General features: G+C 51.3%; 14 protein-coding genes. 1 reads left to right on the forward strand and 13 read right to left on the reverse strand.

Features of this window, described 5'->3' with window-relative positions; genetic code table 11:
- The 8 genes from mrdB to leuS form a co-directional block, all read right to left on the reverse strand.
- The gene (gene mrdB, locus ACMV8I_RS00240; protein WP_498863245.1) at window positions 1–1,113 is read right to left on the reverse strand and encodes a peptidoglycan glycosyltransferase MrdB; all 1,113 of its coding nucleotides are present in this window, start codon (window positions 1,111–1,113) and stop codon (window positions 1–3) included.
- Window positions 1,114–1,119: 6 nt separating this feature from the next.
- Window positions 1,120–3,021 carry a peptidoglycan DD-transpeptidase MrdA gene (mrdA, locus tag ACMV8I_RS00245; protein WP_498863246.1) on the reverse strand — a complete coding sequence of 634 codons (1,902 nt, stop codon included), beginning with the start codon at window positions 3,019–3,021 and terminating at the stop codon, window positions 1,120–1,122.
- Between the two features lie 39 nt (window positions 3,022–3,060).
- A complete protein-coding gene (gene rlmH / locus ACMV8I_RS00250; protein WP_498863247.1) occupies window positions 3,061–3,531 on the reverse strand; it encodes a 23S rRNA (pseudouridine(1915)-N(3))-methyltransferase RlmH in 471 nt (156 codons plus the stop codon).
- Between the two features lie 3 nt (window positions 3,532–3,534).
- On the reverse strand, window positions 3,535–3,852 hold the full coding sequence (gene rsfS / locus ACMV8I_RS00255; protein WP_188469525.1) for a ribosome silencing factor: 318 nt from the start codon (window positions 3,850–3,852) through the stop codon (window positions 3,535–3,537).
- A 215-nt stretch (window positions 3,853–4,067) separates the two neighbouring features.
- Window positions 4,068–4,733, reverse strand: coding sequence for a nicotinate-nucleotide adenylyltransferase (nadD, locus tag ACMV8I_RS00260; protein ID WP_498863248.1), 666 nt, complete (start codon window positions 4,731–4,733; stop codon window positions 4,068–4,070).
- Between the two features lie 46 nt (window positions 4,734–4,779).
- The gene (gene holA / locus ACMV8I_RS00265; RefSeq protein WP_498863249.1) at window positions 4,780–5,820 is read right to left on the reverse strand and encodes a DNA polymerase III subunit delta; all 1,041 of its coding nucleotides are present in this window, start codon (window positions 5,818–5,820) and stop codon (window positions 4,780–4,782) included.
- Entirely contained in the window at window positions 5,817–6,464 is a 648-nt protein-coding gene (gene lptE / locus ACMV8I_RS00270; protein WP_498863250.1) for an LPS assembly lipoprotein LptE, read from the reverse strand. Before lptE ends, holA begins: the two co-directional genes overlap by 4 nt.
- A 14-nt stretch (window positions 6,465–6,478) precedes the next feature.
- The gene (leuS, locus tag ACMV8I_RS00275; protein ID WP_498863251.1) at window positions 6,479–9,061 is read right to left on the reverse strand and encodes a leucine--tRNA ligase; all 2,583 of its coding nucleotides are present in this window, start codon (window positions 9,059–9,061) and stop codon (window positions 6,479–6,481) included.
- 292 nt (window positions 9,062–9,353) lie between these two features.
- On the opposite strand from leuS, the gene ACMV8I_RS00280 reads away from it, so the two are divergent.
- Complete coding sequence (locus ACMV8I_RS00280; RefSeq protein ID WP_498863252.1) at window positions 9,354–9,854, forward strand: zinc ribbon-containing protein; 501 nt, start codon at window positions 9,354–9,356, stop codon at window positions 9,852–9,854.
- Between the two features lie 56 nt (window positions 9,855–9,910).
- Here ACMV8I_RS00280 and ACMV8I_RS00285 read toward each other — a convergent pair whose 3' ends face one another.
- From ACMV8I_RS00285 to lnt, 5 genes are all read right to left on the reverse strand, one after another.
- Complete coding sequence (locus ACMV8I_RS00285; protein WP_498863253.1) at window positions 9,911–10,636, reverse strand: amino acid ABC transporter ATP-binding protein; 726 nt, start codon at window positions 10,634–10,636, stop codon at window positions 9,911–9,913.
- Window positions 10,633–11,310 (reverse strand): glutamate/aspartate ABC transporter permease GltK, encoded by a 678-nt coding sequence (gene gltK / locus ACMV8I_RS00290; protein ID WP_498863254.1) that lies wholly within the window; start codon window positions 11,308–11,310, stop codon window positions 10,633–10,635. The genes ACMV8I_RS00285 and gltK overlap by 4 nt, the downstream gene beginning before the upstream one ends.
- A gap of 2 nt (window positions 11,311–11,312) precedes the next feature.
- Window positions 11,313–12,053, reverse strand: coding sequence for an amino acid ABC transporter permease (locus ACMV8I_RS00295; RefSeq protein WP_498863255.1), 741 nt, complete (start codon window positions 12,051–12,053; stop codon window positions 11,313–11,315).
- A 202-nt stretch (window positions 12,054–12,255) separates the two neighbouring features.
- Complete coding sequence (locus tag ACMV8I_RS00300) at window positions 12,256–13,152, reverse strand: glutamate/aspartate ABC transporter substrate-binding protein (RefSeq protein ID WP_498863256.1); 897 nt, start codon at window positions 13,150–13,152, stop codon at window positions 12,256–12,258.
- A 361-nt stretch (window positions 13,153–13,513) separates the two neighbouring features.
- Window positions 13,514–15,049 carry an apolipoprotein N-acyltransferase gene (lnt, locus tag ACMV8I_RS00305; protein WP_498863257.1) on the reverse strand — a complete coding sequence of 512 codons (1,536 nt, stop codon included), beginning with the start codon at window positions 15,047–15,049 and terminating at the stop codon, window positions 13,514–13,516.
- Window positions 15,050–15,056 lie beyond the last annotated feature (7 nt).

The following is a 15,056-nucleotide window of genomic DNA, read 5'->3' on the forward strand; positions in this document are numbered from 1 at the left end:
CTATAAATTTTTCGACAACATTTTTCGATGAGTATGTATCGACATGACGATACCAAACCCTGCCATTAGCACAATGAGCGCTGAGCCACCATAGCTGACCAGTGGCAAAGGTACCCCAACCACCGGGACAATACCACTGACCATACCGATGTTAACAAACACATAAACGAATAAAATTAACATCAGACCCCCGGCCATAACGCGGCCAAAGGTAGTTTGTGCGTGGGCGGCGATCACCAGACCACGCATGATGAGACATAAATAGAGCCCAAGCAGTACCAGAACGCCAATCAGACCGAGTTCTTCTGCCAATACGGCAAAGATAAAGTCAGTATGTCGTTCGGGCAGGAATTCGAGCTGCGACTGCGTTCCATGCAGCCAGCCTTTACCCGATAATCCGCCGGAGCCAATAGCGATTTTGGACTGAATAATATGGTATCCGGCGCCGAGTGGATCGCTCTCAGGATCGAGTAGCATCATCACGCGATCGCGCTGATAGTCGTGCATCAAGAAGAACCACAGAATGGGGATGAAAGCGGCCACCAGCAATGCGGCAACGGCGATCAGCTTCCAGCTCATCCCGGAAAGGAACAGCACGAACAGGCCGGAGGCCGCAATCAGAATGGAAGTGCCCAGATCGGGCTGCGCTGCCACCAGCAGGGTTGGAATGAAGATCAGCACCAGTGCAATAGCTGTGTTTTTAAGTGACGGCGGGCAGATGTCACGGTTGATGAAGCGGGCGACCATCAGCGGTACGGCGATTTTCGCCAGCTCTGAGGGCTGAAAACGCACTACGCCGAGATCAAGCCAGCGCTGCGCGCCTTTACTGATGGTGCCGAAAGCATCAACCAGTACCAGCAGCAGCACGCATAACAGATACAAATAGGGTGCCCAACTTTCATAGACACGCGGTGGGATTTGCGCCATCACCAGCATGATAATTAGGCCCATTACGATCTGGCCGATTTTGCGCTCCATCATGCCAACATCCTGACCGCTGGCGCTCCACATCACGAAGGCGCTGTAGGCAAGCAACGCCAGCACAATCAGTAACAGGGTAATGTCGATGTGCATCTTCGACCACAGCGACCCTTTTTGTTGGCTTTCAGTCATGATTGGTTAATCACCTTCGGTTCCCGGCGGTGGTGCGTCAGCCGGTAATTGTGTCGTGTTATCGCCCAACAAAATATGGTCGAGTATCTGGCGGGTAATGGTACCCACAGCAGGACCAGCCCCGCCATTTTCAAGAATAACGGCGACGGCAACCGTCGGATTATTGAATGGCGCAAAGGCAGTCATTAATTTATGGTCGCGCAGATGTTCGGCTATCTTATGCGCATTATATATTTCATTGGCTTTCAAACCGTAAACTTGTGCTGTACCGGATTTAGCTGCAGCTTTATAAGGCGCATCAGCGAAACTCTTGCGAGCCGTACCGTTTGGCCGATTGGCCACTCCATACATTCCGTCCTTCGCTATTTCCCAATAACCGGAATGGACATCGCCGATCTGTGTTTTTTCCTGCTGCTCATAAGGGACAAGTTTACCCTCCACCTTGGTGCTGAGCAGCAGATGTGGCGTTTTAACCGTACCGTCATTAATCAGCGTCGTCATCGCCTTCATTATTTGGATTGGCGTCGCGGTCCAGTAACCCTGCCCGATACCGACCGGTATGGTATCGCCCTGATACCAAGGCTTTTTGTAGCGTTTGAATTTCCAGTCGCGGTTCGGCATGTTGCCACTGCGCTCTTCGGACAGGTCAATGCCGGAATAATGTCCGTAACCAAATTTCTCCATCCACTCGGACAGGCGGTCAATACCCATATCGTAGGCAACCTGATAGAAGAAGGTATCAGCGGACTCCTCCAGCGCTTTGGTCACATTCAGACGGCCGTGGCCCCAGTGTTTCCAGTCACGAAACCGTTTGTCAGAGCCGGGGAGTTGCCACCAACCGGGGTCAAACAGCGAGGTACTTTTGGTGATCACACCGGCCGTTAACGCAGAGACCGCAATATAGGGTTTTACCGTCGATGCAGGCGGGTAGATCCCCTGTGTGGCGCGGTTAATCAGCGGCTTGTTCAGATCTTCCAACAGGGTGCGGTAATCCTTGCTCGAAATACCGTCAACGAACAGGTTCGGGTCATAGCTGGGATTCGATACCAGAGCGCGTATGCTGCCATCGCGCGGGTCGGAGACCACGACTGCGGAGCGGCTGCCCACCAGTAATGCTTCGATATAGGTTTGCAGTGGTAAATCGATGGTCAGATAGATATCTTTACCTGCCTGCGGCGCCTCTTCGTGAAGTTGGCGGATCACCCGTCCACGGTTGTTGACCTCCACTTCTTCATAGCCGGTTTTACCATGCAGAGTATCTTCGTAGTAGCGCTCAATACCCAGCTTACCGATGTCGTGCGTGGCCGCGTAGTTTGCCAGTATGCCGTCTTTATCCAGACGTTCGACGTCGCGGTCGTTGATTTTCGACACATAGCCAATGACGTGCGTGAGAGCGGAACCGTAGGGATAATAACGCCGCTGATAGCCTTTGACTTCAACGCCGGGGAAGTTGAACTGATTAACCGCGAACCGGGCGACCTGAACTTCGGTCAGGCCAGTTTTAACGGCAATTGAAGTGAAACGGCGCGAGCGTTTGCGCTCTTTTTGGAAATTATCGATATCTTCCGCGGTTAAATCGATAATCGGCTTTAGGCTTTCAAGGGTTGCCTGAAGATTGTCGACTTTTTCCGGCATTAGTTCGAGCTGATAAATAGTGCGGTTCAGCGCCAGCGGCGTACCGTAGCGGTCATAAATAATGCCGCGGCTGGGGGCGATAGGCACCAGTTTGATGCGGTTCTCGTTAGAACGGGTCTGGTAATCCTGAAAGCGCACAATCTGTAAGTTGTAAAGATTGAATGCCAGAATACCGCTGAGTAGCAGAATACCGACGAACGCCACCAGTGCACGGCGCACAAAGAGGGCTGATTCAGCCGTATAGTCGCGAAAAGGGTTACGATCTATTTTCATCCCACTACTTAATTCATGTTGCTGACATTCACCAACCGATTATTCCCGGTGGTATGGATGATTGGTGGTAATACTCCATGCGCGGTAAAGACTTTCCGCAACCAGCACTCGCACCAAAGGATGGGGCAAAGTCAGCGGAGAGAGCGACCAGCTCTGCTCAGCAGCTGCTTTACAGGCCGGAGCTAATCCTTCAGGACCACCTATCAATAGGCTGACGTTACGGCCATCCTGTTTCCAGCGTTCCAGCTGTTGGGCCAGATGGGGTGTCTCCCATTGTGTCCCTGGAATATCCAGGGTCACAATACGGTTACCTTTTCCGACAGCCGCCAACATCTGTTCGCCTTCTTTTTCAAGAATACGTTTTATGTCCGCGTTTTTACCACGCTTACCTGCCGTCACTTCGACCAGCTCGAAGGGCATATCTTTCGGAAAACGGTTTAAATAATCGTTAAATCCGGTCTGAACCCAGTCGGGCATTTTGGTTCCGACAGCGACAAGTTGCAGTTTCACGTCTTAAGCCCAGAGTTTCTCAAGCTCATACAACTGGCGGCTCTCTTCCTGCATGACGTGAACAATCACTTCTCCCAGGTCGACAACCACCCAATCAGCTTCGTTAATACCTTTAACGCCCATGGCGTCGAGGCCTAACGCTTTCACTTCTTCAACCAGATGACCGGCGATAGACATCACATGGCGGCTGGACGTGCCGGTGCAGATGATCATGCAGTCAGTAATACTGGATTTACCGATAACATCGATGGCAATGATGTCCTGTGCTTTAAGGTCATCGACTTTATCGATAACAAAATCTTGGAGCGCTTTACCTTGCAAAGGTTCCCCCTGGGGATGTTGAAACGGGTTAGCTTGATGAAAACCTTCTGCTGCAAGGGCGCTTGCGCGGCGTGCAGAAGAGGGCTTTCAAAAAAGAGTATATGCTGACCTACGAGATTAATGCTGAAAATGATGGGTAATCAATGAATTACACCCATTATTGTTACAGCTATGTCGCAAGCCGAAATTAAGCGGCGAAGTATACCACGCGTTAACTACGCGTGGTATAAGCCCTGCGAATCGATATAGCGCTCAACGGCGGCGGGTAAGAGGTCTGCACAGTTTTTACCCTCTCGCCGACGCTGACGAATTTCAGTTCCCGAGATGTCGAGCAACGGCGTATTCGCCTGATAAATCACGCCGTGTGGGCGTCTTTTCAGTTCTGCCGGCGTTGTGACTCGATGTTTGTCATACCAGCACTGCAATGGTGGCGTATCGAGGTACTCGGAATAACCTGGACGCGCCATAATCAGCAAATGACAAAAATCCAGTAATTCTTCCCATCGGTGCCATTTATAGAGTGAAAGTAATGAATCCTGGCCGATGATAAACGCCATCGGACGCAGTGCGCCATGTTCTTTACGTAACGTTTCAAGAGTCTCGATGGTGTAGGAGGGTTTTTCTACCGCCAGTTCACGCGCATCGACTGAAAACAGTGGGTTACCTTCCACGGCCAGTTCAACCATCCTCAGCCGTTGTTGTGCCGAGGCCTGAGGCTGGGCACGATGCGGCGGCACATTGTTGGGCAGCAATATCACCTGATCTAGCGCAGTTTCTTTCGCCAACTGCTCCACCGGCCTGAGATGCCCATAATGGATGGGATCAAAAGTGCCGCCAAACAGCGCGAGTAAAGAGGAGTCAGGAGAGGTGTTCAGTACCATCAGTGCGTTCCTGGATTAGTGCCTGCCACTTGCAACTTTCCAGCTTTCAAAAGTCGCGGGTCTCAATAAAACTTTCAGGCAGAGGTTTTCCGCATAGCAGCATGGAAAGGCTCTCAAGTTCAGGCCAGATGGATTGACCGTAGTCCTGTTTGAGCGTGATTTCCATTTTTGTCAGCAAATGAACGGCTTGTTGCAGCTGGCGTAGTGATAGCCGTTGCAGGGCCAGGGTCACCATTGTGCGGCGGTTCTGCCACACTTTGTATTGATCAAACAGGGCGCGCAGCGGCGTGATGTCCATTTTGCGTTTGAGGTTCAGCAGCATGAGTAGCTCGCGCTGCAGGGTGCGCAATAGGATCACCGGTTCACTATCCTCCTGCTTTAACTGACGCAGAATATGCCATGCGCGTTTACTTTTCCCTGCCAGCAATGCGTCTAACCAGTGATAAGGCGAGAAATGCGCAGCATCGTTTACCGCTTCTTCAACCCGAGGCAGAGTCAGCTTTCCGTCAGGATAGAGCAGGGAAAGGCGCTCGAGTGATTGCGCTAGCGCGAGCAGATTACCTTCATAGCAGTAGCACAACAGCTGATTCGCGGGTTCATCAAGTTCAAGCGATAACGCTTTGGCACGTTTGGCTACCCAGCGTGGGAGCTGCGCCTGTTCTGGCGTCTGACACGTGACAAAGATGCTGCGATCGCTGAGGGCCTTGAACCAGGCGCTGTTCTCTTGCGCTTTGGTCAACTTGGTGCCACGCAAAACCAGCAAGATGTCGTCGTGCAAAAGCGTGGTGAGTTTCACCAGTTGTTCACCCATCGGAGCCGGTGGGCCATTTTCAGGCAGCATCAGCAGCAGGGTTTGACGGGTAGCAAACAGACTGAGTGCCTGGCAGATGCTGAAAATAGCATCCCACTCGGTATGGGCATCAAGGGTAAACGTGTAGTGTTCTTCAAAGGCTGCAGCCTGAGCTGTTTTTCGAATGCTGTCCTGACTTTCCTGGAGCAGCAGAGGATCGTTCCCGCATAACAGATAACATGCACGCAGCCCCTCACGGAGCTGCGCGGCAAGTTGTTCAGGATAAAGTCGAATCATTGAGCGGAAGAACTGACCGGTTTAGGCGTGACAGTTTTACCCTCTGATACGCTTGTCCCGTTCTGCTCGGCCATTTCGCGGGCAGAGGATTGGGTGGTGATGACAACCGGCGTTCCATCAACGGCGGCAGCTTCCTGTTTCTCTTTCTCGGCTGCACGCACGGTTAGCAATTTACGTATCAATTGCTGAGCGGCTTGCTGGCGCATCTCCTGGAGAATGATATCTTGTTCATTATCTTTCGCCAGCGCGGCCAGCGGGTTGTCGAAGAATGAACGGAACACTCTCACCTGCAGAGGATAGAGATCTTTACCTGGCAGCAGCACCTGAGCGTTGACTGTCATTTCCATCTGGTATTCAGCGGCTTTACCGTCCTGGAAGATTGACGCCGTAGTTTGTCCGGATATTTCACCCATTATACGCAGCGAAGGAATATCTTTGCGCTTTGGATCATCAACGATGGTCACACCGTTAAGACGCAACTGCGTACGAATATTCCGCGTTAACGGTCCGTAAGGGTCGGAACTGTCGAGAACGATGGTTTTCATGTCGTCAGGCACATTGGTTACGCCACGCAGGTGAAACCCGCAGCCGGAGATGACCAAAACTGCCGCACTCAGTAACAGCATCACAATACGATGTCGCACAACTCCTCCTTGACTCAACCTACAACCAGGTTGAGCAGTTTGCCCGGAACGTAGATTACTTTACGTACAGTAACTCCATCCAGATATTTAGCGACCAGGTGTTCCTGCGCTGCTCGTTCGCGCACGAACTCTTCCGTCGAATCAGCTGGGACCGTAATTTTACCGCGCACTTTGCCGTTGACCTGAACTACGACCAGCTTGGAGTCCTCGACCATCGCTTTTTCGTCAGCTTGTGGCCACGGTGCGGTATCGATATCGCCTTCTCCACCCAGAGTCTGCCATAAACTGAAACAGATATGTGGAGTGAATGGATAAAGCATGCGAACTACAGCCAGCAGAGCCTCCTGCAGTAACGCACGGTCTTGCTCAGAATCTTGCGATACGCGGCCCATCTTGTTCATCAGCTCCATTACGGCCGCAATGGCGGTGTTGAAGGTCTGACGACGGCCAATATCATCGGTGACTTTAGCGATGGTTTTGTGCAGGTCGCGACGCAGATCTTTTTGCGCTTCGCTTAATACTGCAACATCCAGCGCGACTGTTGCGCCTTTTTCAGCATGCTCAAATGCCAGTTTCCAGACACGTTTCAGGAAGCGGTTTGCCCCTTCGACGCCTGACTCCTGCCATTCCAGCGTCATTTCTGCCGGAGAAGCAAACATCATGAACAGACGTACGGTATCAGCACCGTATCTTTCCACCATGATTTGCGGGTCGATGCCGTTATTCTTTGATTTGGACATCTTGCTCATACCGGCGTAAACCAACTCACGACCCTGCGGGTCGCTGGCTTTCACGATACGCCCTTTCTCATCACGTTCTACAGTGGCATCGGCTGGGGAAACCCAAACGCGCTCACCGCTGTTGCCGGAGTAATAGAAGGCGTCAGCCAGAACCATGCCCTGACATAGCAGACGTTTGGCCGGTTCATCAGAATTAACCAGACCCGCGTCGCGCATCAGTTTATGGAAGAAGCGGAAATACATCAGGTGCATGATGGCGTGTTCAATACCACCAACGTATTGATCAACCGGCAGCCAGTAGTTGGCCGCAGCCGGGTCCAGCATACCTTGGTCGTATTGCGGACAGGTATAGCGCGCGTAATACCAGGAAGACTCCATGAAGGTATCAAAAGTATCCGTTTCGCGCAGGCCTGGCATACCGTTCACAGTGGTTTTTGCCCACTCCGGATCGGCTTTGATTGGGCTGGTGATCCCGTCCATTACTACATCTTCCGGCAGGATCACTGGCAGTTGATCTTCTGGTGTCGGGATCACGGTGCCATCTTCCAGAGTGATCATTGGAATTGGCGCACCCCAATAACGCTGACGGGAGACACCCCAGTCGCGCAGGCGGTAATTTACTTTGCGCTGGCCAACGTTAAGGCTGACCAGTTTATCTGCGATGGCGTTAAAGCCCTGCTCGTAGGTCAGACCGTCGAATTCACCAGAATTATAGAGCGTGCCTTTTTCCAGCAGCGCTTCGGAGGTGACATCCGGCCGTGTGCCATCCGCATTCAGGATAACCGGGTTAATAGGCAGATGATATTTGGTGGCAAATTCCCAGTCACGCTGATCGTGGGCAGGGACGGCCATTACCGCGCCAGTGCCGTATTCCATCAACACAAAGTTAGCCACCCAGATTGCTACTTTCTCGCCAGTCAGCGGATGGATAGCAAACAGACCGGTGGCCATGCCTTTTTTCTCCATCGTCGCCATTTCCGCTTCGGCAACTTTGGTGTTGCGGCATTCGTCGATGAAATCAGCTAACGCAGGCTGTGTGGCAGCGGCTTGCAAGGACAGCGGATGTCCTGCGGCCACGGCAACGTAAGTGGCGCCCATGAAAGTGTCAGGGCGCGTGGTGTACACGGTCACTTTCTCTTCACTGTTCTCGACGTCGAAAGTGATCTCAACACCTTCAGAGCGGCCAATCCAGTTGCGCTGCATCGTTTTGACCTGCTCAGGCCAGTTTTCCAACTGGTCCAGATCGTTCAGCAATTGGTCTGCGTAAGCGGTGATTTTAATGAACCACTGGGGAATTTCTTTACGTTCCACTTTGGTATCACAGCGCCAGCAGCAACCGTCAATAACCTGTTCGTTCGCCAAAACGGTGAGGTCATGCGGACACCAGTTTACTGCCGAGGTTTTCTTATAGACCATGCCTTTGTCATACAGCTTGGTGAAGAACCACTGTTCCCAACGATAGTAATCAGGCTTACAGGTTGCCAGTTCGCGATCCCAGTCATAGCCGAAGCCCAGCAATTTCAGCTGGTTCTTCATATATTCGATATTTTCGTAAGTCCACGGAGCGGGTGCCGTGTTGTTTTTCACTGCGGCGCCTTCCGCCGGCAAACCAAATGCGTCCCAGCCAATCGGCTGTAGAACGTTTTTGCCGAGCATGCGCTGATAGCGGGAGATCACATCGCCAATGGTGTAGTTACGCACGTGGCCCATGTGCAGGCGGCCTGACGGATAGGGCAGCATCGAGAGACAGTAATACTTCTCTTTTCCAGGTTGCTCGGTAACTTTGAAGGTCTGCTTCTCTTGCCAGTGAAGCTGAACTTGTGTCTCTATGTCTTCTGGGCGGTATTGCTCTTGCATGGCGGCCGGTGGTCCTGTGAGTGAAAACAGCTACGCCTGTAGCTCTAATAGTTTTAATCAAAAGATCCGCATAGCATAGCTGATAAGCGCCTGAGGCAACAACACCAAGCACGCTGTGGAGGGGGTTTTCTGCTTTATGGGACGTGATTATTCTTAAAGTGCGAGGCACCTCGGGATATTGTCCGTACCGGATCAGTGATTTACGGCTAAAGTAGATTGAGAAGCTCGACGGAGTTAGGTGGGTTAAATAAAGAGTTACGTTGGTTAAATGTTGTTTTGCTGAGGGGATTTTATGAACAATGTTGCGCAATATTATCGTCAGTTAGTGACGTCATTAACTGAGCGTTTGCAAAACGGCGAACGCGATATCGATGTCCTGGTTCAGGATGCCCGCGCTACGCTGGAAAGGGAAGGCAAGCTGACCGACCTGCAAATTGAGCAGTTACTCTATTCTATACGACGCGATCTTCACGAATTTGCCCGCAACTATGAGGTCAACCAGCAGGCGGCTCCGGTTGAGGATAATGAAGATGACAGCGTCTTTATGCGCATAATAAAAGAGAGTTTGTGGAAAGAACTGGCTGATATGACCGATAAAACTCAGTTGGAGTGGAAAGAGGTATTTAAGGACGTTAACCACCACGGTATCTATCATAGCGGTGAAGTCGTGGGGCTCGGGAATTTGGTGTGCGAAAAATGCCACTTTACGCTGGCGGTCTATACGCCGGAAATACTTTCAAAATGTCCTGAGTGTGGCGGAACTGAGTTCAGCAGAAAAGCCTTCGAACCCTAAGAAAGATGAAAGCCGCCAGTACTTGGCGGCTTGGCAATTCAGTGTATAGGGATAAATCAGTGCAGAATCTTCGCCAGAAAGTCACGGGCGCGATCTGATTCAGGATTATTGAAGAAGTCGTCTTTGTTACGGTCTTCGACAATTTTTCCTTCATCCATGAAAATCACCCGGTTAGCCACTTTGCGTGCAAAACCCATTTCGTGGGTAACCACCATCATGGTCATGCCCTCGTTCGCCAGTTCGACCATGACGTCCAGAACTTCATTGATCATTTCCGGGTCGAGTGCGGAGGTCGGTTCATCGAACAGCATCGCTATCGGATCCATACATAATGCCCGGGCTATCGCGACACGCTGTTGTTGGCCGCCTGATAGCTGGCCGGGAAATTTATTGGCATGTGCGGACAACCCGACGCGTTCGAGCAGTTTTAGTCCTTTATCTTTTGCGGCGGCGGTGTCGCGCTTCAGCACTTTGACTTGCGCCAGCGTCAGGTTCTCAATGATCGACAGATGCGGGAACAATTCGAAATGTTGGAACACCATACCCACTTTAGCGCGTAGCTGTGCCAGGTTGGTTTTCTTATGGTTGACCGGCGTGCCGTTGACCAGAATTTCCCCTTTCTGAATCGGCTCAAGGCCGTTAACGGTTTTAATCAGCGTGGACTTACCTGATCCTGACGGGCCGCAAACCACCACAACCTCACCTTTTTTAACTTCGGTGCTGCAATCGGTCAGCACCTGGAAGTGCCCATACCACTTAGAAACATTTTTCAGTGAAATCATGAAACGGTCCTTTTCTTCAAATAGCGCACCAGCAAGGAAGCGGAAAGGCTGATAATAAAGTAGATAAGTCCTGCAAACAGCACCATCTCAACCAGAGTACCGTCACGGTCACCAATATTCGATGCGCTGCGGAAGAAGTCCGCCAGGCCGAGAACGAAGACCAGCGAGGTATCCTGGAATAATACAATCGCCTGAGTGAGCAGCAAGGGAACCATGGCACGGAATGCCTGCGGTAAAATCACCAGCTTCATCGATTGCCACTGCGTCATACCAAGCGCCAGCGCAGCGGAGGACTGGCCCCTCGCTATGCTGATTATCCCGGCACGAATAATTTCGGAATAATAAGCCGCTTCAAACAGTGCAAAGGCCACCATAGCGGAAATCAGACGGATGTCGGTTTTCGGTGACAACCCCAGTACCTTTTGCAGAAAGCTTGGCACAATCAGGTAAAACCACAGCAACACCATGACCAGCGGGACGGCGCGGAACAAATTCACATAAGCAGCAGCAAACCAGCTGATTGGCTTGAACGTCGACAAGCGCATCACGGCCAGCAGGGTTCCCCACAAAATACCGAACACAATCGCAATGCCGGTTATTTGCAGCGTGATCAGCATCCCTTGCCACAAATAAGGCAGGCCAGGACCAATAGAACTCCAGTCAAAATCATGCATGATTATTTACCTCCCATGTTGCCCGGCAGGCGGACTTTACGTTCTACAAAATGCATCAGCAGCATGATCACCGCATTGATGATGACGTAGGCGACGGTAATGGCCGTAAATGACTCATAAGCATGGGCTGAATAATCCAGCAATTTTCCGGCTTGTGCTGCCATGTCGACCAGGCCAATGGTTGAGGCGATGGCAGAGTTTTTCACCAGGTTGACCATCTCAGAGGTCATTGGTGGCACGATCACGCGGTAAGCATTAGGCAGCAGCACGTAGCGGTAGGTTTGCGGCAGAGTCAGTCCCATTGCCAGCCCTGCGTTGCGTTGCCCACTCGGCAGTGACTGGATCGCTGCGCGTACCTGCTCACAAACGCGGGCGGCGGTGAACAGGCCAAGACAGATTACCGATGAGGAGAAAAACTGTACGTTTGGCGCAAGTTCTGACTTAAACCACATGCCGATGTTTTCCGGCAGCAGCTCAGGTACCACCAGATACCAGATAAAAAATTGTACAATCAACGGCACATTACGGAACAGTTCGACGTAACAGGTACCGATGCCGGAGAGAAAACGGTTGGGGACGGTACGCAGGATACCGAACAGGGAGCCGACCAAGAAAGCGATAAGCCAGGCACAAATCGACAGTGCGACAGTGACCTGAAATCCATTCCAAATCCAACCCAGATAAGTGGTATTGCCGAAGGGGGCTGCTTGCAGAAAAATGCCCCAGTTCCAATCTATTGACATAAAAACTCCATGACGCGGGTAATAAACTACCCCTCTGAGTGATGACGTAACCAACACACGGCTGAGTGGCGGAAAAAATGCGGGGTGGGGAACGACCACCCCGCATCTGGTCTGTATGCCCTTTCGGACCATCATCACGAGCTGGTGGGCCAGCTCTTATACTTGATACTTCTCTTGGTTATACCTGTCTGTCGGGTATTTTTTACAGTGCTTTATCGTTTGGCGCTTTGAACAGAGCTTTCATGTCGTCTGACAATTCAAAGTTCATGTTCAGGTTTTTCGGAGGAATAGGCTGTTTGAACCATTTATCAAACCACTTATTGGCTTCGCCAGAGGTTTGCGCTTTCGCAATGGTGTCATCAACCAGCGTTTTGAAACCGGCATCATCTTTACGCATCATGCAGCCATAAGCTTCTTTGGATTGCGGCGTACCGACGATCTCCCAGTTATCTGGTTTCTTGGCTTTGGCGCGTTCACCGGCTAGTAGGGCATCATCCATCATGAAAGCAACGGCGCGGCCGGTTTCCAGAGTACGGAATGAGTCGCCGTGGTCTTTAGCACTGATGATGCGCAGCCCCAGCTTCTTCTCTTCATTTAATTTGTTCAGTAGAACTTCAGAGGTGGTACCTGAAGTGACAACCACGGTCTTGCCTTTCAGATTATCGAAATCTTTAATGTCCGAACCTTTTTTCACTAGCAGACGAGTACCGATGATGAAAATAGTGTCAGAGAAAGCCGCTTGCTGCTGACGTTCTACGTTGTTGGTGGTGGAGCCGCACTCGAAATCGAAAGTGCCATTTTGCAGTAAAGGAATACGGTTTTGCGAAGTGATAGGCATCATCTTCACTTGCAGGTTAGGCATATTTAGCTTTTTCTTCACCGCGTCAACGATAGCGTTGGAGTAATCCTGAGAGTAGCCCACCACCTTTTGTTCATTGTTGTAGTAAGAAAATGGCACAGAGGATTCACGGTGACCAACGACAATAACGCCGTTATCTTTGATTTTCTTCAGGGTACCTGTCAGGTCCTCTGCATGGGCTACGCTACTTGCTGCCAGGCTTGCCAGCAGTACCGATAACGCCAATTTGCGCATTTGCATGTTCCAACTCCTTTGCTGTCATTAAGGATCCAAACGGATGGATCAGGAAGCACTTATAGGTCGTGAAGTATTTATCTACTCAATTTACCTGATTCGAAAATAGCTTAATGTGAAGATAATGAAACAATAATGTTTCTTTTTTGAGACGAGGCACGCACCAAATAAAAGCAATAAAACATCACTGCACCATAGTGGGGTGTGTTTTTTAAACGATGTGTTCCGAAATGATGCATCTTGTCAGCAAAAATAAGTAAACAGATAACTTTCAATTAGATGAAGCAAGATGCATGCCATTGGCAGATTTTTCAGCCATAAAAAAATGGGCGCTCAATGAGCGCCCATAGTTCGGTATCAATCAGGATTATTTCAGGAGACGGCGTCGGTTAAGCATCAGCGCAATACCTGCCATTAAGAGAGTGATAAGCCAGGTTGGCCACCAGCCAAAGCGGGCATAGGGTGTGAGTCCCGTGGTCGGCGTAACCTCCACGTTCAGCACCTGGCGGGTGAATTGTGGGATCTGAGCAATCACGTCGCCATTGGCATCAACGGCTGCTGTAACACCATTGTTGGTACTGCGTAACAGCGGCCGGCCCAGTTCCAGAGCTCGCATCCGCGCCATCTGGAAATGCTGCCACGGCCCGATAGAGTGGCCGAACCAGGCATCATTGGAAATGGTCAGCAGGAAGTCTGTATCCGGACGTAGATTGTCCCGGACCTGCTCGCCGTAGACAATTTCATAGCAGATGGCCGTGGTCAGATTCATACCACTGACCAGCAACGGTTTCTGAACATAGTCACCACGGCTCAGCCCCGACATGGGTAAATCAAAGAGTGGGGCCAGTGGCCGTAGGATCGATTCCAACGGAACAAACTCGCCGAACGGCACCAGATGATGTTTATCAAAGCGATTGCTGTCCGGATAGCGGTACTGTTTGTCCCCGCCCAGAACAATGGCGCTGTTGTAAACGTGCATCGCTGTGCTGGTGCGGCGCGCATCAATAATGCCGGTGACTAACTGTGACCCTTTCGCGCGGTAGAGATCATCAACCATGGTCAGGAATTGCTGCTGGTCAGATTCGATATCTGAAATAGCAGACTCCGGCCAGATAATTATCTTCGCTTTACCCAGATAAGGACGGCTGAGATCCATATAGGTTTGCAGCGCGCTGACTAATGAGTTCGGATCCCATTTCATAGACTGTTCGATGTTGCCCTGCACCAGCGCGACATCAACCTTTCTATTTTCCTGCGGCTGATACCAATGGACATAGCGCAGCGACCAAGGCAACAGCAGCAACGCCAACGCAATTACGGCGGGTAATTTGCGACGCTGATGCACGGCATAAACCAGCAGGCCACTGATAGAGGTCATTATCAGTGTGATGCTATCGACACCGGTAATCGGTGCCAGGCCCTTGAGGGGACCATCAATCTGACTATAGCCAAACTGCAACCATGGGAAACCGGTCAGCACCCAGCCGCGCAGAAACTCGGTGACTTGCCACAGGGCAGGGGCTGCCAGCGCCAGTTTCCACCAAGTGGTTTTGGGACACAGACGGGTTAATAAACCGGCGAATAGCATGGTGTAAAGGGAGAGGTAGCAGGCTAGCAGCACCACTAAAAACAGATTAATGGCTTCCGGCATCCCGCCAAAGGTAGCGATGCTGACATACACCCAGTTTACGCCGCTGCCAAATAGCCCCATGCCCCAGCAAAAACCTATCCAGGCGGACTGGCCTGAACGGCGATCTAAGGTTAGCGCCAGTAAGCCGAACAGTGAAACAAAAGCCGCTGGCCAGTGATCGTAAGGTGAAAAGGAGAGTGTGCCACAGGCACCGAATAAGAGCGCCAGCAGGGTGCGAACCTGCTGGCGTTGGTATAGAGAGGCAATTGCCATGGAGTAT

Source organism: Ewingella sp. S1.OA.A_B6 (genome assembly GCF_049889095.1).
GTDB lineage: Bacteria > Pseudomonadota > Gammaproteobacteria > Enterobacterales > Enterobacteriaceae > Ewingella.